Annotated in this window: 16 protein-coding genes; 8 read left to right on the plus strand and 8 right to left on the minus strand. The window is 70.4% G+C overall.

Annotated elements, in window-relative coordinates; translation table 11 throughout:
• Positions 1-30: 30 nt before the first annotated feature.
• Genes FNH21_RS05040 through ssd form a run of 3 tightly spaced genes read right to left on the minus strand, consistent with a single transcriptional unit; the run spans position 31 to position 3,211 of the window.
• Positions 31-831 (minus strand): type II secretion system F family protein, encoded by an 801-nt coding sequence (locus tag FNH21_RS05040; RefSeq protein WP_241742733.1) that lies wholly within the window; start codon positions 829-831, stop codon positions 31-33.
• The gene (locus FNH21_RS05045; RefSeq protein ID WP_152812744.1) at positions 828-2,138 is read right to left on the minus strand and encodes a TadA family conjugal transfer-associated ATPase; all 1,311 of its coding nucleotides are present in this window, start codon (positions 2,136-2,138) and stop codon (positions 828-830) included. The genes FNH21_RS05040 and FNH21_RS05045 overlap by 4 nt, the downstream gene beginning before the upstream one ends.
• Positions 2,135-3,211, minus strand: coding sequence for a septum site-determining protein Ssd (gene ssd / locus FNH21_RS05050; RefSeq protein WP_152812746.1), 1,077 nt, complete (start codon positions 3,209-3,211; stop codon positions 2,135-2,137). Before ssd ends, FNH21_RS05045 begins: the two co-directional genes overlap by 4 nt.
• Positions 3,212-3,327: 116 nt before the next feature.
• Here ssd and FNH21_RS05055 point away from each other — a divergent pair, with 116 nt between their 5' ends.
• Together FNH21_RS05055 and FNH21_RS05060 are read left to right on the plus strand one after the other, a co-directional pair.
• Positions 3,328-5,019 carry a bifunctional 3'-5' exonuclease/DNA polymerase gene (locus FNH21_RS05055; protein WP_152812748.1) on the plus strand — a complete coding sequence of 564 codons (1,692 nt, stop codon included), beginning with the start codon at positions 3,328-3,330 and terminating at the stop codon, positions 5,017-5,019.
• A 93-nt stretch (positions 5,020-5,112) separates the two neighbouring features.
• A complete protein-coding gene (locus FNH21_RS05060) occupies positions 5,113-6,606 on the plus strand; it encodes a WXG100-like domain-containing protein (protein WP_152812750.1) in 1,494 nt (497 codons plus the stop codon).
• Here FNH21_RS05060 and FNH21_RS05065 read toward each other — a convergent pair.
• Genes FNH21_RS05065 through FNH21_RS05075 form a run of 3 tightly spaced genes read right to left on the minus strand, consistent with a single transcriptional unit; the run spans position 6,518 to position 9,490 of the window.
• Positions 6,518-7,237 carry an NUDIX hydrolase gene (locus tag FNH21_RS05065; protein WP_338403154.1) on the minus strand — a complete coding sequence of 240 codons (720 nt, stop codon included), beginning with the start codon at positions 7,235-7,237 and terminating at the stop codon, positions 6,518-6,520. The two genes, FNH21_RS05060 and FNH21_RS05065, sit on opposite strands and share 89 nt — an antisense overlap.
• Before the next feature lie 51 nt (positions 7,238-7,288).
• A complete protein-coding gene (gene nth / locus FNH21_RS05070) occupies positions 7,289-8,092 on the minus strand; it encodes an endonuclease III (RefSeq protein ID WP_338403155.1) in 804 nt (267 codons plus the stop codon).
• 60 nt (positions 8,093-8,152) lie between these two features.
• Positions 8,153-9,490, minus strand: a complete 1,338-nt coding sequence (locus FNH21_RS05075; protein WP_152812754.1) for a hypothetical protein — start codon at positions 9,488-9,490, stop codon at positions 8,153-8,155.
• Positions 9,491-9,784: 294 nt separating this feature from the next.
• Here FNH21_RS05075 and acs point away from each other — a divergent pair, with 294 nt between their 5' ends.
• Positions 9,785-11,743 (plus strand): acetate--CoA ligase, encoded by a 1,959-nt coding sequence (gene acs, locus FNH21_RS05080; protein ID WP_152812756.1) that lies wholly within the window; start codon positions 9,785-9,787, stop codon positions 11,741-11,743.
• A 73-nt stretch (positions 11,744-11,816) separates the two neighbouring features.
• On the opposite strand, the gene FNH21_RS05085 is transcribed toward acs, so the two are convergent.
• A complete protein-coding gene (locus tag FNH21_RS05085) occupies positions 11,817-12,239 on the minus strand; it encodes an organic hydroperoxide resistance protein (protein WP_152812757.1) in 423 nt (140 codons plus the stop codon).
• 117 nt (positions 12,240-12,356) lie between these two features.
• Between FNH21_RS05085 and FNH21_RS05090 the strand changes: the two genes are divergently transcribed.
• The 4 genes from FNH21_RS05090 to FNH21_RS05105 all read left to right on the plus strand — a co-directional run bounded on the left by FNH21_RS05090 (position 12,357) and on the right by FNH21_RS05105 (position 16,829).
• Positions 12,357-12,938 (plus strand): TetR/AcrR family transcriptional regulator, encoded by a 582-nt coding sequence (locus tag FNH21_RS05090; protein WP_152812760.1) that lies wholly within the window; start codon positions 12,357-12,359, stop codon positions 12,936-12,938.
• Positions 12,939-13,013: 75 nt separating this feature from the next.
• Positions 13,014-14,339, plus strand: coding sequence for an MFS transporter (locus tag FNH21_RS05095; protein ID WP_338403156.1), 1,326 nt, complete (start codon positions 13,014-13,016; stop codon positions 14,337-14,339).
• Between the two features lie 7 nt (positions 14,340-14,346).
• Positions 14,347-14,814 (plus strand): type II 3-dehydroquinate dehydratase, encoded by a 468-nt coding sequence (aroQ, locus tag FNH21_RS05100; protein WP_152812762.1) that lies wholly within the window; start codon positions 14,347-14,349, stop codon positions 14,812-14,814.
• 98 nt (positions 14,815-14,912) lie between these two features.
• The gene (locus FNH21_RS05105) at positions 14,913-16,829 is read left to right on the plus strand and encodes a dipeptide ABC transporter ATP-binding protein (RefSeq protein ID WP_152812764.1); all 1,917 of its coding nucleotides are present in this window, start codon (positions 14,913-14,915) and stop codon (positions 16,827-16,829) included.
• Positions 16,830-16,835: 6 nt separating this feature from the next.
• On the opposite strand, the gene FNH21_RS05110 is transcribed toward FNH21_RS05105, so the two are convergent.
• Positions 16,836-17,084, minus strand: coding sequence for a hypothetical protein (locus tag FNH21_RS05110; RefSeq protein ID WP_152812766.1), 249 nt, complete (start codon positions 17,082-17,084; stop codon positions 16,836-16,838).
• Positions 17,085-18,142: 1,058 nt separating this feature from the next.
• Between FNH21_RS05110 and FNH21_RS05115 the strand changes: the two genes are divergently transcribed.
• Positions 18,143-19,123: a DUF5996 family protein gene (locus FNH21_RS05115; RefSeq protein WP_241742736.1), complete on the plus strand. Its 981-nt coding sequence runs from the start codon at positions 18,143-18,145 to the stop codon at positions 19,121-19,123.
• Positions 19,124-19,244 lie beyond the last annotated feature (121 nt).

Here is a 19,244-nt window from a genome sequence, read left to right on the forward strand (position 1 = left end):
CGAGCAGCAGCGCCGTCACCACACCCTCCATCAGGACGCCGATTCCGCTCGTCGGACGAGGCGCCCCGACCACGACCGCGCGACGATCATGAGAATCACGCCCACGCAGAAAGCTGATCGCCCGAAGGGATCGGTGGACAGCACCTGCACCGGATCGACGCCCAGCGCGAAGCCGAGCAGCAGTCCCACGACGGGCAGCCAGGTCAGGAGGACGACCGTGGCGCGCGGTCCGGCAAGAGCCGTCTCCCTCGCGGCCCGCCCAGCGAACTCGGACTCCAGCTGAGCGGCATAGTGGTCCAGGATCGTGGCCAGCGGTGCACCGCTCCTCTCCGCCACGGCCAGGCATGCCGCAAGATCTCCCCAGAGACGACCGACCGCTTCGGACAGGAGGCCCCCCGTGACGTCCCGCGGCGCGGGACCGAGGGCATCGCTCAGGGCTTCCGGGACGCTCAGGCCCAAGGCGGACGCCCGCCGCGCCGCCGAGATCACAGGCCTCGCCCGCGCGGCGAACCCGGTGTCCTCCTCCGCGTAGACAGCGTCCAGATCGGCCCACAGCACGGAGGGAGGTCTCCCCGCCCTGAGCAGGCCGGCCATCTGGCGGACGAACAGGGGTAGCTCCTCCACCGACTCCGAACCCGAACCCGAACCCGAACCCGAACCCGAACGCAGCATGCGCCCGAGTCGCCACCGGAGCCAGAGGACCCCGGGCGGCCGCCCCACGGCCCTCCGACCGGCGGAAGCCGTTGCGCCTTCGTGACGGACAAGCCTGCCCGGGTCCGCGAGCACGACGACGGCGAGCGCGAGCAACAGGGCTACTGCTGCCCCTCTCATGGGGCCGTGCGGGCCGGGAGCCGTGCCTCCACCGCGACTTCCGGGGCGGGGCCCGTCCAGCCCACGCGCCGCGCGAAGTCGACCCACCCGCCGGATCGGAAGCAACCGCGCCCGGTGTCGACGAGGACGGGGTCGACGACCAGCCCGGCAACCCGCTCGAGTCGGAGGAGGTTCAGGCTCCCGACGTACCGCCCACGGCCATCTCTGGCGACGTGCACGACGACGTCGAGCGCACTGGCCGCCTGGCGGTCGAGTGCCTCGGGTGTCAGACCCGCCAGGGCGGCGAGCGCACTGAGCCGTGCGGGTACGGCCTCGGCGGAGTTCGCATGGATGGTCCCACCGCCGCCGTCGTGACCCGTGTTCATCGCGGCCAGGAGCTCCCTGACCTCGGCGCCACGGCACTCCCCGACGACCAGGCGGTCCGGCCGCATCCTCAGGGCCTGCCGAACCAGTGCGGTGAGGTCGAGGACGCCGGCTCCCTCGAGGTTCCCGTGGCGTGCCTGCAGACCCACCGTGTGCGGATGGGCGGGATCGAGTTCCGCCGCGTCCTCGACCAGCACCAGCCTCTCCTGCGGCGACGCGAGCCCGAGCAAGCTGGAGAGCAAGGTGGTCTTCCCCGTACCCGTGGCGCCGCTGATCAGGAAATTCAACCGCGCCTGCATCATCAGGGTCAGGGCCTGCGCCATCACCGGTGCCACCGCCCCGGACGCCACCAGTTCCTCCAGGGTGAAGACACGCCGCCTGCGGATCCGGATGGACAGGAGCGTCCCTGCGGTCGAGATCGGCGGAAGGACCGCATGGACACGGAAACCGTCGAGCTGAACATCGACGGCCGGACACCCGTCATCAAGACGCCGGCCCCCGGCCGCGATCAACCGGACGGCCAGGGTCCGCACCTCCGCGTCCGCGGCGAAGATCCGACCGACCCGCTGCAACCCGTCATGTCCGTCGACCCATACGTCCCCGGGCCCGTTCACGAGGATGTCGGTGACCGCGGGATCGGCGACGAGCTGTTCCAGTGGCCCGAGACCCTCGAGCTCGGCTCGGACGAAGTCGAGAGCGGTCAGGACGCCCTCGGACCCGAGCAACCTGCCGGTGGACCCGATCGCGCCGGCGAAGGCCGCGTCCGTCGCGGCCACCTCTCCGGCCAGCACAGCCCGCCTGACGGGGTCCACGATGGCAGCATCGCGGTGCCCGTGCTCCGGGCGGAGGAACCCCGACACATCGGTGCTACGGCTCCCCCGCTGCTCCGACGAGAGGCGGAGCTCGCGGCGCGTCCGGCCCTCCCCCGATCTCCCGTCCGTCATACCGGCCCTCTGACGACCCGGCAGATCGTATCGACGGTTCTGCGCGCCTTCCGCGGCAGCCGGAGGTCGGTCTGGCGGCCGCTCACCTCGGCAGCGGACGCCCCGCGGACGGTTGGAAGGAACGGGAGCGGACCCGGTACCCCCAGCACCTCCGCGACGCACCAGGCATCGAGTCCCGCGGTGACGGGGCCTCGCAGCACGACGGTGACCGGAAGGGCTGCGTGGGAGCGGAGAGCGGCACCGGCCGCCATGATGCCGCGCGGCCGGGACGGCACGAGGAGGACGAGGGCATCGCACAGCTGCGCCAGCGGGCCGCCGCCGGCCTGCCCGGAGGGCAGGTCGACGAGGGTGAGGTCGAATCCGGCACGGGCGGCATCGAGGACGATCCCGCCCGCTTCGGCCGTGGTCTGCAGCCCCCCTCGGGCTCGCTCTCCCGATGGCGCCCTGTGGGACAGGACCGACAGGTCCTTGACCGTCGGCAATGCGGAGGAGAGCTGATCGGCGTTGAGCATGCCCCGGATGCCCTCCAGATCCTCCCACCGGACGCCGGGATGTTCCTCCCAACCGATGCTCACCTCCAGTCCCCCGCCGGCGGGGTGTCCGTCCACCAGCAGCGTCCTGTGCCCTTCGGCGGACAGTGTCCGCGCGCACCAGAAGGCGAAGGAGCTGACACCGCAACCACCCGAGACGCCGGTGAATCCGATCACGGACCCACCTGTTCCCGGATGGAGGCGACGCCCGAGGTGTTCGGCCAGCCACCCGCCACCCTGCGGCACGATGACCACCCGTGACGATGCGAGACGGGCCGCCTTCCCCCACACCCGGGCCTCCTCGTCCGCCGCGGCGACCACGATCACGTCGCGGGTCGCCGAGAGTTGGTCGAGGGGTGCGTCCACACCCACCAGCAGTACCTCGGGGTCGAGGTGAAGGGCCTCGGCAATACCGTTCACGACGACCGGAGTGATACCGGCTGCAGCGCAGGCCCGGGCGACCTGGTCCCTGATGAACTGCGATCCACCCGCGAGGACGACCCCGTGCCGCGCGGTATCGGCCTTCCACCCCTGCTGTGTCATGGGGCAAGCCTCGTTCTCCGTAGGACGACGATGGGGCGGACGTACGGCTATGTGGACAAGCAGCCGGGACGGCTGCGGATTACAGGAATGACACCGGGACGGCCGACAATATGGGCATGTACATCGCCGTGGCCCCGCCGTCCGGGCGCGCTGATGCCGGTGACGTCGAGCTGCAGCGCCTCGACGTCGACGGGGAGCTTGTCGGCGGGGCCCGAACGGTTTCCCGCAGGGAGCTACCGTCAGTCGTGGCAACCGAGGAGCCGGGTCGGCCGAGGTGGGTCTGGAGCAGTACACGGCAGTGGTACCCGGATCTGCTGCGGGCAGGCTCGGATGTGGACCGCTGCTGGGATGTGGCCCTGACCCGCACCATCCTGACGAACTCCCCTTCTTCCGGCGCGTCGCCCTACCTCGTCGCGCTGAGGGCGAACGGGCCGAGTGGTGATGGGACGGAGCCGCCCCGCACCCTGCTGCCGCCTCCGGTAGCCGCCAACCAGCATTCGCTGTTCGACCAGCCCCAGGAGCCCCCGGGCCCACGCCTCGACAAGGTCGTCGAAGAGTTCCGGAACCAGCTCGCTGCGAGCGCAGGAACCACGGACCATTCCCGGCTCTCCCTCCTGATCGCCGCCGAGTCCGCGGGCGGACTGATCGCTGCGGAGATGGAGCACTCCGGCCTGCCGTGGCGGAGGGACGTCCATGAGGACCTTCTCGAACGGACCCTCGGACCGCGACCTCGGGAAGGAGCGCGGCCGGTGGAACTCGAGCGGCTGGCCGAGGCACTGCGTACTGCCCTGGGCAGCCCTGCACTCAATCCCGACTCCCCGCAGGACATGCTGCGGGCGCTGCATCGCGCGGGCATCGAGGTGAGGACCACCCGCTCCTGGGAGCTGGAGCAGCATGATCACCCAGCCATCGAACCGCTCCTGGCGTACAAGAAGCTGTCCCGTCTTCTCACGGCGAACGGCTGGACCTGGCTCGACACGTGGGTTCATGGCGGACGATTCCGCCCCGAGTACGTCGTCGGTGGAGTGGTCTCCGGTCGCTGGGCGTCCCGCGGCGGTGGCGCGCTGCAGATCCCACGCCAGGTCCGCGACGCCGTCCGGCCCGACGACGGTCAGTGCTTCGTCGTCGCCGATGCCGCGCAGCTCGAGCCCCGGGTCCTGGCGGCCCTCGGTCGTGATTCCGCGTTGGCGGCTGCGGCGCGCGGCCGGGACCTGTACCAGGGCATCGCCGACCAGGGCTTCGGGGGTGACCGGTCGAAGGCGAAGCTGGCCATGCTCGGGGCTATGTACGGGGCCACGAGCGGTGAGTCCGGCAGACTCATGCCCCAGTTGACGCGCGCCTACCCGCGCGCGATCGGTGTCGTCGAGGCCGCGGCGCGGGCCGGCGAGACGGGCGGGGGCGTCTCGAGCTATCTGGGCCGCGGGTGTCCTCCCGCCTCCGAGGAATGGTTCGCGCGGCAGCGGACGACGACGGCGGAGGAACAGCGTCGCGCCGACAGCGCGGCACGGGCCCGCGGGCGGTTCACCCGTAATTTCGTGGTGCAGGCCTCCGCCGCCGAATGGGCCCTGTGCTGGTTGGCGGAGGTGCGGCGGCGCATCGCGACGGCGGCTTTTCCTGAGCCACGCAGCCGCATCGCCTTCTTCCTCCACGACGAGGTGATGCTGCACGTCCCCGTCGCTCGCGCCGAGGAGGCGCAGTTCATCCTCGAAGACGCAGCACGAGCCGCGACGCGCCTCATCTTCGGGGACATCCCCATCGACTTCGCGATCACGACGGCGATCGTCAGCTCCTACGCGGACGCCAAGTAGCGCCGTGCAGAGTTGTCCACATCGCCCCGCCCTCCCGTCCGAGGAGACCGTCCGGCCCGTACGGTGGCACGGACGCAGGGGAGGGTGAGTGTGATGCACGCGCTGAGGATCGACACGGACCGGATGGAGGAGGCGTCCGCATGCGCCGAGGCGGCGGGCAGCAGAATCTCCGATGCAGTCGGTGTCCTGGGCGGGATCCTCGACCGGAGCGGAGGAATGGCGGGCTGGGACGCCCTGGGGTCCGACTGGGCTGCCTCGTACGATCCGGCCGCCGCTGAAGCGGTTGATGCCTGCTGTGAACTCGCCCTCGCCTGCTCGGACACCTCGCGCGCGCTCGCCATCGCAGCCGGGAACTACCTCCAGGCCGAGCATGTCGCGTCGATGGGTGTCTCTGCCCTCATCAGGCCGTTCCTGCCCGCGTTCCGTCCGGACGGGCCGACCTCGGTGTTTCCCTCGGCCGCTGATGGCAATCCGGGCTGGCCTCCGCCTGGCTGGGACATCGTCGCGGGGATCGCGGGCGTCCTCTGGCCTGCCGGAGACCCTGAGTCGCTCCGGTCCGCGGGCACGGCATGGATGGAGCTCGCGGCGCAGATCGAGGTGGGGATGGACGGTTCTGCGACCTTGGCCGGCGACGCCGTGCAGGGGCTCGCCTCGGTGGACCTGACGAAGTTCCGTACGAGGAACGCGGCACTCCAGGACACCGGCCGGCTGATCGCGCTGGCAGCGCGGGACATCGCCGGCGGATGCAGCTCGCTCGCAGGGGCCATCACTCTCGCACATGAAGAACTGATCGACGAGACGCAATCCTTCCTGCTGGAGTGCGCGGCTCTCGCGGGCGTCGGCGTCGCCCTGAGTTTCGTGACACTCGGCGGATCGGCGGCGATCACGTCCCTCGTCGGGGCGGGGCGGGCTGCGCAGATGGTGATCCGGGTGCAGTCCGTGCTGGCTCGGCTCACCGCGGCGGCCCGCTCGGTCGGTGTGGTCGTGGCACGTCTGCCGGGGGCGGGCCGGCTGACGGACGGGCTGCATGCGCTCTCACGGACACCGGCCGCCCTGTCCTCGCTCGTCGGTCCGACACGACAGACGGTGACCGTGATGGCCCGGCATGTCGCCTCCTCCCCCCGACTCTCACGGCTCGCGCCGGCAGTGCGGGTCGTACACCCCGTCGGGGTTGCCGGGGTCAGGTTCGTTGATTCGACAGCGGTCTCCCTGGCCCTCTCCAATCCCGCCTCCCTCGCCCTCGGCCTCCTGCCGGTCGCCACCCGCCGGACGGTCCTGCGATCGGTCATGCCGCAGGGGAACACGCCGGAACGCGTGCTCGAACTGGTCCGGGCGAAGGGCCTCGGGACACAGCTGCTCCCGGCGGCAGGCACCGCGGTCAGGACGAAGGAACGCCTCGACACCGTCGAGGGGCTCGTCGGCCTGCCGGCCCATTTGGGCGAACGCTACCTGCCGGCGAAACCCTCGGCAGTGCCGCTCCCGGAGGGCCCGGGCCGGCTCACAGCGGTGCGGGGATCTCCAGCGACCGGTCCCACACGCGGGTCCACCCCAGTCCGTCGAAGATCGCGTCCAGGAGCATCGCCGTGAATCCCCAGATCACGGCGTGGGGCGTGATGAAGGCCGGGGTGCGGCTGACGAAGCCGTCGCGTTCCAGGAACGCCGTCCGTCTGCGGTCCGGGTCGAGCAGGGTACTCACGGGGCACCGGAAAACGAGCTCGGACTCCGCAGTGTCCACGGCGCGGGTCGGCGACTGCCGCGCCCACCAGGCAAGAACGGGAGTGACCATGAAATTGCTGACCGGGAGGCCGACCTCCGGAAGGGGGCCGAGGAGCTCGACCCCCTCGGGATCGAGGCCGGTCTCCTCCCACGCCTCCCGGAGCGCTGCGCTGCCCTCGTCGACGTCACCGGGATCGATGGTCCCGCCGGGAAACGCCACCTGCCCGGGATGATGGGACAGCGAGCCGGCGCGGACCACGAACAGCAGATCGAGGTCGTCATGGGTGATGTCCCCCGGCGCCGGGGCCTGGCTGCGATCCTGTCGCGCGCCGAACAGCACCAGGACGGCCGCACGACGGGTTCGTGCCGGATCGAGCCTAGCGAACTGCCAGCCGTCGGGCCGCACGAGCGCAGAGTCCGTGCCCTGCATCGACCGGACCCAGACGGACACCTCGTCGCGGACGTTCATCGCCGGCCGATCGGCAGGGGGCGTCGTAGCCACCGACGATCGACCGACCACGAGGCTGCGGCCCTTCCCCTGGGCGTCAATGATTCAGGCACCCAGTCCGTGCCCTGCCTCGCGGAGCTCTGCCCGGGTGCGCCCCGCTCGCATGAGGTCCAGGAGGTCCTCGCGTCCCGGCGCGAGCTCGTACTTGAGGAGCTTCGCCGCCTTCACGGGGTCCGTCTCGCCCTCTCCATAGGACGGGCACAGGGCTGCGACCGGGCAGACGCCGCAGGCGGGCTTCTTGGCGTGGCAGATCCGCCTGCCATGGAAGACGACGTGGTGGGACAGCATGGTCCAGTCCTTGCGGTCGAACAGCGCGCCCACCTCCATCTCGACCTTCACCGGATCGTCCGATGCCGTCCACCGGAAGCGGCGGGCCAGACGCCCGAAGTGCGTGTCGACCGTGATGCCCGGAACGCCGAACGCGTTACCGAGCACCACATTGGCCGTTTTGCGGCCCACTCCGGGCAGAGTCACGAGATCCTGCAGCGAGGGAGGGACCTCACCGTCGTAGTCGTCGACGAGGCGGCGGGACAGGGACAACAGGCTGTTCGCCTTCGCACGGTAGAACCCGGTGGGGCGGATGATCTCCTGCAGCTCCATCTCGTCCGCCTCGGACAGCGCCCTGGCGTCCGGATACCGCTCGAACAGGGCCGGCGTGGTCAGGTTCACGCGGACGTCGGTGGTCTGAGCCGACAGGACGGTCGCAACGAGGAGCTCGAAAGCATTCCTGAAGTCGAGTTCGGCGACTGCGTACGGATAGGTCTCGCCGAGGATCCGGTTGATCTTCCGAGCACGGCGCTTGAGGGTGACCGGAGCCTCCTCCTCGAGCTTCACTTTCCTGCCTGCCACGATAGGGCTTCCTTCCAGCGGTGCGTCTCGGTCCAGGTGTTCGCCGTGGCGGTCCGTGCGTCAGTCGCGGGGGGCTCGCTCGATGTTGCGGAGATCGCGCAGGATACCGACGGCGCCCGTGCGCTTGTCCTGGACGAGGAATTCGCGCCCCCGGTCCTCGATGCCCACTTCCCAGTCCCCGGGTTGCAGGGTGAAGATCTCTCGTCCCGACTGTTCGTCGACGACGGGACGGGGGGATCCGACGGCGAACCAGAAGGCTTCGACGACCGGTTCCTCATCCGCGGACCGGGTGGCGGTGATCGGCTCCTGCCGCGCGCGTTCCTCCGGCGCTGCATCGGCCGCCCCGTAGGTCTTCGTCGACCCGTCCTGCACGACGTCGTGCACCCGGGTCTGATCCGCGGCGCCCGTCCGGGACCCCGGCGAGCGGTCGGAGCGGTCATCCGTCCGCTCATCGGATTCCTCACCGATGGAGTGAGCGCCGGACTCGGCCGACGCGTTGCGGTCGGATGCCTGTGCTCCGGACCGCTCCAGCCCGGACTGGCCCGACGCTGCGGCTCCTGCTCCCACCGCACCCGCACCGCCGGCACCGTAGAGGCCCGCACCGTTCTGCCGGACGGCAGCCGCAGCCGGATTGACGGCATCGGCCGCTCGTCCGCGATCAGTGGCGCCGGACCCGCCGGGAGCCGCAGAGCTGCCGGCGCCGCCGGTGGCCGGTCCGGACGTCACGGATGCTGCCGACTTCTCGGCCTTCAGCGCCTTCCCAGGCTTCTCGGCTTTCAGCGCCGCCCCAGGCTTCTCAGCCTTCTCGGGCCTGGGCGGGCGCGGGCCGGCGGCCGTCATGGGACGTGCCATGCGATGGGCCGCCACCTCCGGCCGGTCCTCGAAGTCGTTCCTCACCACGGGCACGAAGGGGCCGACGACGGTCGCCGCCAGCATGCCGAGGGCTCCGATCAGCGCAAGCAGGGACCCGGCCCGGAAGTCGGTGACGGTTTCCAGGAAGAAGAAGGCAGCGGCCAGCACAGCGCTCACGGACGCGAACTGGTCGACGGAGAGCGATCCCACCCGGAGCCCGTGCGAGCCGAGCCGACGACCGGCCAGCAGTGCCAGCGCGATGACGGGCATCAGGATGCCGATGCCGATGAAGAACAGCGGCTCGCTGTTCCAGAACGTGGCAGAGCGCACCATGCCGTCGATGAACGGCAGCAGCGTGCCGATGAAGACCAGGGCCACGCCCCCGCCGAAGACCGCTTCGCGGAGCGTGAAGGGACCGACGAGCGCCGTACTGGGGCCGACCGGGGAGGAAGACACACCCGAATCCGAGCCGTGCCCCGAGGACGAGGGTGCCGGCCCTCCGGTGTCCGCGCCGGCGGCGCGCTGCCCCTCGGATGATTCGGTCATGGTCTTCTCCCGTTCGTAGCGCTGGTCGCCGGCGGCCCCCGACCACCGGCGTTGATTGCCTTCGTCCACCCTAGCCACCGCTCCGTGGCAACTCCACCAACCAGGCCTGGAGCGTCCTGGCCGCTCACCGCACAATCGCCGCATCTCGGCTAGGCCGTGTGACCGCGGGCACACGGCGAGGCGGAGAACTCGATAGTGTTCCGGTGGAGCACGTCGCGGTGCTGCGGTTCCTCGCGGCCCCGGCCGGGCTCCTCCATCGAATCTGTACCGGACACGTCATAAAAGGGGTAGAACATGAGCGCCGATCGCCAGGGCGACGCCTTCGAGAACCTGCTGCACGAGGAGCGCCGTTTCCCGCCCAGCGCGGAGTTCGCCGCGAACGCCGTGGCCCAGCCGTCCCTCTACGACGAGGCGCGCGAGCAGGGCACGGAGTTCTGGGCCGCCCAGGCCCGTGCGCTCCTGTCCTGGGACACGGACTTCACGCAGACGCTCGACTGGACCGACGCGCCGTTCGCCAAGTGGTTCGTGGGCGGGACCATCAATGCGGCCTACAACGCGCTGGACCGCCATGTCGAGGCCGGGCTCGGCGATCGCGTGGCCATCCACTTCGAGGGCGAGCCCGGTGACACCCGGACCATCACCTACGCGGATCTCACGCGAGACGTGAAGAAGGCGGCCAACGCCTTCGAATCGCTCGGCGTCGAGAAGGGCGACCGCGTTGCGGTGTACCTCCCCATGATCCCGGAGGCCGTCGTCACGATGCTCGCCTGCGCACGCATCGGCGCGGTCCACTCCGTGGTGTTCGGCGGGTTCTCCGCGGATGCCCTCCGCAGCCGCATCGACGATGCCGAGGCGAAGCTCGTGGTCACCTCCGACGGCACCTACCGTCGGGGCAAGCCCAGCGCCCTCAAGCCCGCGGTCGACGGTGCGCTCGAGAAGGAGGGGCACACCGTCACCAACGTCGTCGTGGTCCGCCGCAACAACGAACCCGTCGAATGGACCGAGGGGCGCGACGTCTGGTGGCACGACGTCGTGGAGGGGGCGTCCGACGAGCACGAGGCGGTGGCCCACGACGCCGAGCACCCGCTGTTCATCCTCTACACCTCAGGCACCACCGGGAAGCCGAAGGGCATCCTCCACACGACCGGTGGCTACCTCGCGCAGACCGCCTTCACGCACCGGAACACCTTCGACCTCCGCCCCGAGTCCGATGTCTTCTGGTGCACCGCGGACATCGGCTGGGTGACGGGCCACAGCTACGTCGCCTACGCGCCCCTCGTCAACGGCGCGACGCAGCTGATGTACGAGGGGACACCGGACACCCCGCACCAGGGCCGGTGGTGGGAACTCGTCGAGAAGTACGGCGTCACCATCCTCTACACGGCCCCGACGGCCATCCGCACCTTCATGAAGTGGGGGCGCGACATCCCCGGGAAATACGATCTGTCCTCCATCCGCGTCCTCGGTTCCGTCGGCGAACCCATCAACCCCGAGGCCTGGATGTGGTACCGCGAGGTCATCGGCGGTGGCAAGGCGCCGATCGTCGACACCTGGTGGCAGACGGAGACGGGTGCCCACATGATCGCGCCGATGCCCGGCGTGACCGCGACGAAACCGGGCTCGGCGCAGGTCGCCGTCCCCGGCATCGCGATCGACGTCGTCGACGAGCTCGGCGCCTCGGTACCCGACGGCTCCGGCGGCTACCTCGTCATCCGCGAGCCGTGGCCCTCGATGCTGCGAGGCATCTGGGGCGATCCCCAGCGCTTCAAGGACACCTACTGGTCCCGCTTCGACGCCATGTACTTCGCGGGGGACGGCGCCAAGAAGGATGCCGACGGCGACATCTGGCTCCTCGGTCGCGTGGACGACGTCATGAACATCTCGGGCCACCGGCTCTCCACCACGGAGATCGAATCGGCGCTGGTGAGCCACCCGTCGGTGGCGGAGGCGGCCGTCGTCGGCGCGAGCGACGAGACGACGGGTGAGGCCGTGGTCGCCTTCGTGATCCTGCGGGGCTCGGCGAAGGACGACGACGACATCGTCACCACCCTGCGGAATCACGTGGGCAAGGAGATCGGGCCCATCGCCAAGCCGAGGAACATCCTGGTGGTGCCGGAACTGCCGAAGACCCGCAGCGGGAAGATCATGCGCCGCCTGCTCAAGGACGTGGCGGAGGGTCGCGAGGTCGGTGACGCCACCACCCTGTCGGATCCGACGATCATGCAGCAGATCGCCGTGTCCCTGCGGAAGTAGGAGCGCACGCGGAAGGCCCCTGCCCGCGGGCAGGGGCCTTCCGCGTCGGTGAAGCCAGGTCCGTCAGGCCGGGTCAGCCGATCGTGGCGTCCACCGTGACCTCGATGTTGCCGCGCGTGGCGTTCGAGTAGGGGCAGACCTGGTGGGCCTGCTCGACGAGGGAGTCTGCCGTCTCCTGGTCCACGCCGCCGATCTCGGCGTGCAGTGCGACGGCGAGCTGGAACCCGCCGCCGTCGGTCGGGTTGATGCTGACCTCCGCCGTGACGGCGGTGTCGCTGATCTTCGCCTTGCTGCGGCCCGCGACGAGCTTCAGGGCGCTGTGGAAGCAGGCGGCGTAGCCGACGGCGAAGAGCTGCTCCGGGTTGGTCGCGCCACCGGCTCCGCCCATCTCCTTCGGGACGGCCAGGTCGACGGCGAGCTGCCCGTCGTCGGTCCGGGCCTCGCCGTTGCGCCCGTCGCCCGTTGCCGTGGCCACTGCGGTGTAGAGAGCACTCATGGTGTCGATCCTTTCGTCCCGGGTGCCAGGGTGACGCCCATCTCTTGTAGACTAACTAGTAACTCTACGCCGACAAAATCGTCGCCCGAGAAGCCCCTGAACCCCGAATGGAGCACGATGACCGCCCAGCTGCCCGTCCGCGAGCGCATCCTCGCCTCGGCCACCGCACTGTTCGACGCCACGAGCATCCGCTCGGTCAGCGCCGATCGCGTCATCGCCGACGCCGGCACCACCAAGGTGACCTTCTACCGCCACTTCCCCTCCAAGGACCACCTCGTGGTCGCCTACCTCGATCAGCAGCTCGGGCTGCTGCAGCAGGCCGTGGCGAAGGAGCGTGCGGCCGGGCTCGACGCCTGCACGGTCCTGCTGCACGTCGCCGAAGCCAATGGCAGCGCTGCCTGCCGTCCGGGCTTCCGGGGTTGCACCTTCATCAACGCCGCAGCCGAGTATCCCGCGGCCGGTAACCCGGTGCGGGCCGCCGTCGCCCGGTACCGCTCCTGGCTGCACGACGTCGTCGCAGGCTTCCTGCGCGACCTCGGCGCGGACGAGCCGGACCTCGTCGCGGACCAGCTCATCATGCTGCGGGACGGCGCCATGGTGCACGGTTTCATGGAGGACCCCGCCGCCGTGACCGACGCACTCGTGACGGCGGGGCGGGCGATCATCGGGGCGCAGATGCGACGGTCCCTGCCCGCGTAGGCTCCCTGGACCGCGGCAGTGTGATGTTCGTCCTGAAACGTGGCCCCACGGCACTGCCGAGAGGACAATTTCAGCGTGTCCACTACCCTTCAGCAGCCTCCCGTATCGAATCCGCGCATGGCCCGCCGCGTCGCCGGCGCCTCGTTCGTCGGAACAGCACTCGAGTCCTACGACTTCTACGTGTTCGGCACCGCAGCCGCCCTCGTGTTCAATGTCGTCTTCTTCACCGAGCAGGATCCGCTGACCGGCACCCTCTCGGCGTTCCTGGTCTTCGCGATGGGATTCGTCGCCCGCCCCCTCGGAGCCATCCTCTTCGGCCACCTCGGTGACCGGATCGGCCGCAAGCGGACCCTGATCTGGACCATCACGCTGATGGGCCTCGCTACAGGAACCGTGGGACTGCTGCCCGACTACAACACCATCGGGATCTGGGCGCCCATCATCCTCACCGCGCTCCGGTTTCTGCAGGGACTCTCCCTGGGCGGCGAGTGGGGCGGCTCCATCCTCATCGCGACCGAGCACGCCGAACCCCGCAAGCGCGCGCTCTACGCGTCGATCCCCCAGCTCGGCTCCCCGGTCGGCACCATGCTGATCTCGGTCATCTTCCTGGTCCTCGCCGTCGTCGCACCCGAGGTCATGACCACCTGGGGCTGGCGCATCCCGTTCCTGCTCGCCTTCCCGTTCCTCGCCGTCGCGATCTACCTGCGCCTCGCGATCGACGAGACCCCGGTCTTCAAGCAGGCGAGCGAGGGACACCGGCTGCCCCGCATCCCCTTCCTCGAGGTCCTGAAGTCCCAGCCGGTCGCGATCGTCGTCGCGATCGCCTCCGCGGTGCTCGGGATCGGCTCCTACTTCCTCATGGTCACCTACACCCAGGCCTATGGGACCGAGACGCTCGGCCTCTCACAGGCCACGGTGCTCAACGCCGCCCTCGTCGGGTCCATCCTCCAGCTCGGCACCATCCCGGCGTTCGGCTACCTCGCCATGCGCATCGGGTCCGCGAAGGTCGTCGCCGGCGGGGCCCTCGGAACGGCGTTGATCGCCTTCCCGCTGTACTGGGTCATCAGCATCGCCACCGAACCGATGTACATCGCCGCCATCATCCTCGGCGGCATCCTGCCGACGGCGAGCTGGGCCGCTCTCGGTGGCCTCATGGCGGACATCTTCAAGCCGGCGACGGCGTTCACCGCCCTGTCCTTCGCCTACAGCATCGCCGCGATCGTGGCCGGGTTCGCACCCTCGATCACGCAGCGCTTCGGCATCGCGACCGACGGCGCCTGGTGGCACCCCGGCGTCATCCTCGCCGCCATGAGCCTCGTGACGGTGGCCGGCGCGCTCGGCGCCGTCCGCCTGCGCACGCGGCTCGCCGATCCGGTGCCGGCCGGGAGCCGTGCGGCATAGTGGGTGCATGACGCACCACACGCCCAGCATCCTCGTGATCAACGGCCCCAACCTGAACCTGCTCGGCACCCGGGAGCCGGCCGTGTACGGCACGGCCACGCTCGACGACGTCGTGCGCCTGGCCGAGGAGTCCGCGCAGGCAGCGGGCTGCACGACGACGGCGATGCAGTCCAACCACGAGGGCGAGCTCATCGACGCGATCCACGCGGCGCGGGGCACCGCTGACGGCATCGTCATCAATGCCGGTGCGTTCACGCACACCTCCATCGCACTGCGGGACGCGCTCGCGGCCGTCGGGCTGCCGGTCGTCGAGGTGCACATCAGCAACGTGCACCGGCGCGAGGACTTCCGGGCCCACTCGTACATCTCGGGCGTGGCCGACGCCGTGATCGTGGGGGCGGGCATCGACGGGTACCGGCTCGCCGTCGATCACCTCGCCCGCCGCCTGACCGGGCACCGGACGTCCGAGGCGTAGCAGACGCACCGCACCGGCCCGTCCATCGTTCCCGAAAAGTTGTTTCTATCGGCCCCGACCAGGCGGGAACAGGCCCCTCGATAGGGCACGATGGTGCTATGACGGACATCACCCCCGCCGCGCACGCGACCGACCGGCCCGAGGATCTCGACGCACCCCTGCTGGAGGTACGGGACCTCGCAGTCAGTTTCCGGACCACGCACGGCGAGGTCCAGGCAGTCGAGAACGCCAGTTTCAGCCTGAAGCGCGGCAGTGCGCTGGCCATCGTCGGTGAGTCCGGCTCCGGCAAGTCGACGACGGCGATGGCCTGCATCGGCCTGCTGCCCGGCAACGGCCGTGTCACCTCCGGCAGCATCATGTTCGAGGGGCAGGACCTCGTGAAGCTGCCCGAGGCGAAGATGCGCTCCATCCGCGGGCGCGCGATCGGCCTCGTGCCGCAGGACCCGATGTCCAATCTGAACCCGGTGACGAAGATCGGCACGCAGGTCGCCGAGACGCTCCTGGTGCACGGCATGGCGACGAAGAAGAACGTCAAGCAGCGCGTCATCGACGTCCTCTCCGCGGCCGGCCTACCCGACGCCGGCGAGCGCGCCAAGCAGTACCCGCACGAGTTCTCCGGCGGCATGCGCCAGCGCGCGCTGATCGCCATCGGCCTCGCCTGCCAGCCGCGCCTGCTCATCGCGGACGAGCCGACCTCGGCGCTCGATGTCACGGTGCAGCGCACCATCCTCGACCAGATCGAGACGATGACGGAGCAGCTGGGCACGTCCGTGCTCCTGATCACCCACGACCTCGGCCTCGCCGCCGAGCGCGCGTCGCAACTCGTGGTCATGCACCGCGGCCGCGTCGTCGAGACGGGTCCCGCCGACCAGCTGCTCAACGATCCCCAGCACCCCTACACGCAGTCCCTGGTGCGCGCGGCGCCCAGCGTCGCCGCGGTCCGCCTGCGGCCCGGAGCCTTCACGGCCGATGCCGCATCACGCCTCAAGCTCGCCGAGGCGGTCTTCGCAGAGCACGAGGCGGAGCACGAGACGGAGCACGAAACAGGGCACGGGACAGGGCACGACGCCGGACAGGGCGCGGTTTCCAGCGGCGAGCAGGCGTCGTCCGCCCCCGCCGCCGGGTCCGGCGGCACGGGCGCCCACGCGGTGACGTCGTCGGCCGTTCGCCCGACCGCCCCGGCACCGATCGCTGCAGGCACGGCGCACACCCCTCCCGCGAACATCGTGGAGATCCGCGACCTCACGAAGATCTACAAGCGGCGGGGCAGCAAGGACGATTTCTATGCGGCGAAGAACGTCACCCTGGACGTCCCCCGCGGACAGACCGTGGCGATCGTCGGCGAGTCGGGCTCGGGCAAGACGACGACCGCTCGCATGCTGCTCAAGCTGATCGAACCGACGTCGGGCACCATGACGTTCGACGGCATGGATGTCGCGACCCTCGACAAGGCGCAGCTGAACGACTTCCGCCAGCGCGTGCAGCCCATCTTCCAGGACCCGTACTCCTCGCTGAACCCGATGTTCACCATCGAGCGCATCGTCGAGGAGCCGCTCAATGCCTACAAGCGCGGATCCAGGAAGGAGCGCGCAGCACGCGTCCGCGAGCTGATGGACCAGGTCTCGCTCCCCCAGAACGCCCTGCGGCGCTACCCGGCGGAACTCTCCGGCGGGCAGCGGCAGCGCGTCGCGATCGCCCGCGCCCTGGCCCTGCAGCCCGAGCTCATCGTGTGCGACGAGCCGGTGTCAGCCCTCGACGTCCTGGTGCAGGCCCAGATCCTCAAGCTCCTCGGCGACCTGCAGTCCGAGCTCGGTCTGAGCTACCTCTTCATCTCGCACGACCTCGCGGTGGTCCGCCTCATCTCGGACTACGTCTGTGTCATGAAGGACGGCGAGCTCGTCGAGGCGGCGAGTTCAGAGGAGGTCTTCCAGAACCCCCGCCACCCCTACACGCGGAAGCTGCTGGCGTCGATCCCCGGCAACGAGCTCAAGATCGACGAGGACCTCGCGTCCTAGTCCGGCTCACCAGCTGATCCGCTCGAACGTGTCGCGCAGCTTCTCGCCGCGTGACGCGTTCAGGGCGGACACCCACGCGATGCGCCCCGCGAGGTGGTCGCGGAACTCACCCCGGCCGCGGCGCTGGGACTCCGGACCGTGGTGCGCGCAGTTGTGCAGGATCGCCTTCAGCGCGTCGTACTCCGTCCGTGCGACGTTTGGGTGCGCATTGACGACGATCCCCGTCACCGACTGGCGGACGCTGGTGCCGCGCACGCGCGTCTTCCGGGCGTTGACCGCAAGACCCTCGGCGGTGACGATGCGTCCCGCTCCCCGCGGGACTCGCGCGCCCCGCCTCCCCCGGCTGTCGGGACCGTGGGGGCCGCCAGAGCCGTCACAGCCGACGAAGCCGACGAAGCCGACGAAGCGATGGTGATCTCGCCGGCGACCGCGGGCTCGGGGAGGACGTGTGACCGCTCGTCGGCCGGCCCGGCACGGGGGAGGACGTGTGACCGATCGCCGGCGGCCGCGGGGAGGACGTGCGACGGCGCGATGGGTCTGCTGTTCGCGGCGGCCTTCACCACCGCGTCGGTGAGTGCCGGTTGCGCTGCGATCCAGCGGGACAGCTCGCGCGGGGCGCCCGCCGGTCGCCGGGGATACCCCGTCAGGACCGAGCGCACGAGCGGTCCGAGCCACCGCCGTCGTGCCCCGAGCACGTACGCTCCCGCATCGACGAGGTCCTCGCGCCGCCAGTCGGGCGCGTCGAGGAAGGCGTGGGCCAGCAGCCAGGCGAGGGCGGCGCGGGAGTCCGGGCGAGCACCAGGGATCCGGCCTTCGGCCGCTTGTGGGCGCGACCCGCGGCCTGCGTCCGGTCCTGCACGCCATCGTCGTCGTGCAGGACGTGGTCGTGCGATCGGTCGTCCTGATCCATGGCCTCCCGCTGACCCGCCCGCGGTGGTCGCGCGGCGTGACGGACCCCGGCCGACCTGTCGTCCTGTTCGGGCGCTGAGCTGAGCGGAGCGCAGTCAGGTGCCCGAGGCGCTCTGTGCTGGTCGGTCTGCGTGTCCCGTGGTATCCCCGGAGAGGACCGCGTACCGCGTACGTGGCCCGCCTCGGCCGGGATCCGCCGGTGCCACCCTAGCAAGCAGTGCGTTCCGCTTCGCGCTGCGTCGATCGCCGCGACACACGGGGGACCGGCGGACCCGCCATCACCGCGCGCACCGGTCGAAGGTGTCCGGGCGCTTTCGCGCCCTCCTGGTCCCGAGCCTGTACCGGACGGCCGCGAGTGAATACATTGGCTGCACGACGACGATCACTTCAACGGACGGGGCGGCATGGGAGAGAACGACGGCAGGGAGGGGGCCACACGCACCGCGATGCCCGCACAGCGATGGTCCGAGGGGTGGCCCGCGCTGCGCGTGGCCGACTGGAAGGACACGCAGGCGACGCTCCACATGTGGATGCAGATGGTCGGCAAGATCCGCATGGCGCACGCGCCGCTGGTGAACCACTGGTGGCAGGTGCCGTTCTACGTGACCCCGCGGGGCCTCGGCACCTCCTCCATCCCCTACGGCACCGGCGTGTTCGACCTCGAGTTCGACGTCGTCGCCCACCGCCTGCTGATCCGTACCAGCCTCGGCGAGGAGCGCAGCGTGCCCCTCGAGCCGCAGTCGGTCGCCCGGTTCCATGAGCGGGTCATGGCGGCGCTGGCGGACCTGGGGGTCGAGGCACCCATCCGGCCCGTCCCCACCGAGGTGGAGTCCACCATCCCCTTCCCCGAGGATCACACGAATGCCTCGTACGACGCCGCCGTGGTCACTGCCTACTGGCGCCAGCTGATCCAGGCCGAGCGCGTCATCACCCGCTTCCGGGCCGAGTTCCTCGGGAAGGTCAGCCCCGTGCACTACTTCTGGGGCGCCATGGACCTGGCCTGCACGCGCTTCTCCGGCCGCCCGGCGCCCACGCATCCCGGCGGCGCGCCGAACTGCGCGGACTGGGTGATGGAGGAGGGGTACTCGCACGAACTCTCGAGCTGCGGCTTCTGGGCCGGTGGCGGCGAGGAGGGCGCGTTCTACTCCTACGCGTACCCGGAGCCGGAGGGCTACCGGGATGCCTCGCCCGGCGTCGAGGGGGCGTTCTACAGCGAGGAGTTCCGCCAGTTCCTCCTGCCCTACGAGGCGGTGCGGTCGTCCACCGATCCGGATACCACCCTGCTCACGTTCCTGCGCGCGACCTACCGTGCCGCAGCCGAAACGGGGCACTGGGACGAGGGCCTGCTGATCGACCCGCACCGGTTGGAGAAGCACGCCCGGTAGGACGGTCCGGGTACCCGCATCTGCGTATGCCTCTGCGTCTGCCTCTGCGTCTGCCTCTGCGTCTGCCTGGCCGGCATGCGGATACGACGACGGCCACCACCCAGGTGGGCGGTGGCCGTCG

The organism is Arthrobacter bussei (assembly GCF_009377195.2).
GTDB classification, from domain to species: domain Bacteria; phylum Actinomycetota; class Actinomycetes; order Actinomycetales; family Micrococcaceae; genus Arthrobacter_D; species Arthrobacter_D bussei.

Bases quoted from the DNA above. Each gene is read 5' to 3' on its own strand.
- aroQ (WP_152812762.1), top strand. From the start codon at position 14,347: ATGACGCACCACACGCCCAGCATCCTCGTGATCAACGGCCCCAACCTG.
- FNH21_RS05045 (WP_152812744.1), bottom strand. From the start codon at position 2,138: ATGACGGACGGGAGATCGGGGGAGGGCCGGACGCGCCGCGAGCTCCGC.
- ssd (WP_152812746.1), bottom strand. From the start codon at position 3,211: ATGACACAGCAGGGGTGGAAGGCCGATACCGCGCGGCACGGGGTCGTC.
- FNH21_RS05060 (WP_152812750.1), top strand. From the start codon at position 5,113: ATGCACGCGCTGAGGATCGACACGGACCGGATGGAGGAGGCGTCCGCA.
- FNH21_RS05055 (WP_152812748.1), top strand. From the start codon at position 3,328: ATGTACATCGCCGTGGCCCCGCCGTCCGGGCGCGCTGATGCCGGTGAC.
- FNH21_RS05105 (WP_152812764.1), top strand. From the start codon at position 14,913: ATGACGGACATCACCCCCGCCGCGCACGCGACCGACCGGCCCGAGGAT.
- acs (WP_152812756.1), top strand. From the start codon at position 9,785: ATGAGCGCCGATCGCCAGGGCGACGCCTTCGAGAACCTGCTGCACGAG.
- FNH21_RS05115 (WP_241742736.1), top strand. From the start codon at position 18,143: ATGGGAGAGAACGACGGCAGGGAGGGGGCCACACGCACCGCGATGCCC.
- FNH21_RS05075 (WP_152812754.1), bottom strand. From the start codon at position 9,490: ATGACCGAATCATCCGAGGGGCAGCGCGCCGCCGGCGCGGACACCGGA.
- FNH21_RS05040 (WP_241742733.1), bottom strand. From the start codon at position 831: ATGAGAGGGGCAGCAGTAGCCCTGTTGCTCGCGCTCGCCGTCGTCGTG.
- FNH21_RS05090 (WP_152812760.1), top strand. From the start codon at position 12,357: ATGACCGCCCAGCTGCCCGTCCGCGAGCGCATCCTCGCCTCGGCCACC.
- FNH21_RS05085 (WP_152812757.1), bottom strand. From the start codon at position 12,239: ATGAGTGCTCTCTACACCGCAGTGGCCACGGCAACGGGCGACGGGCGC.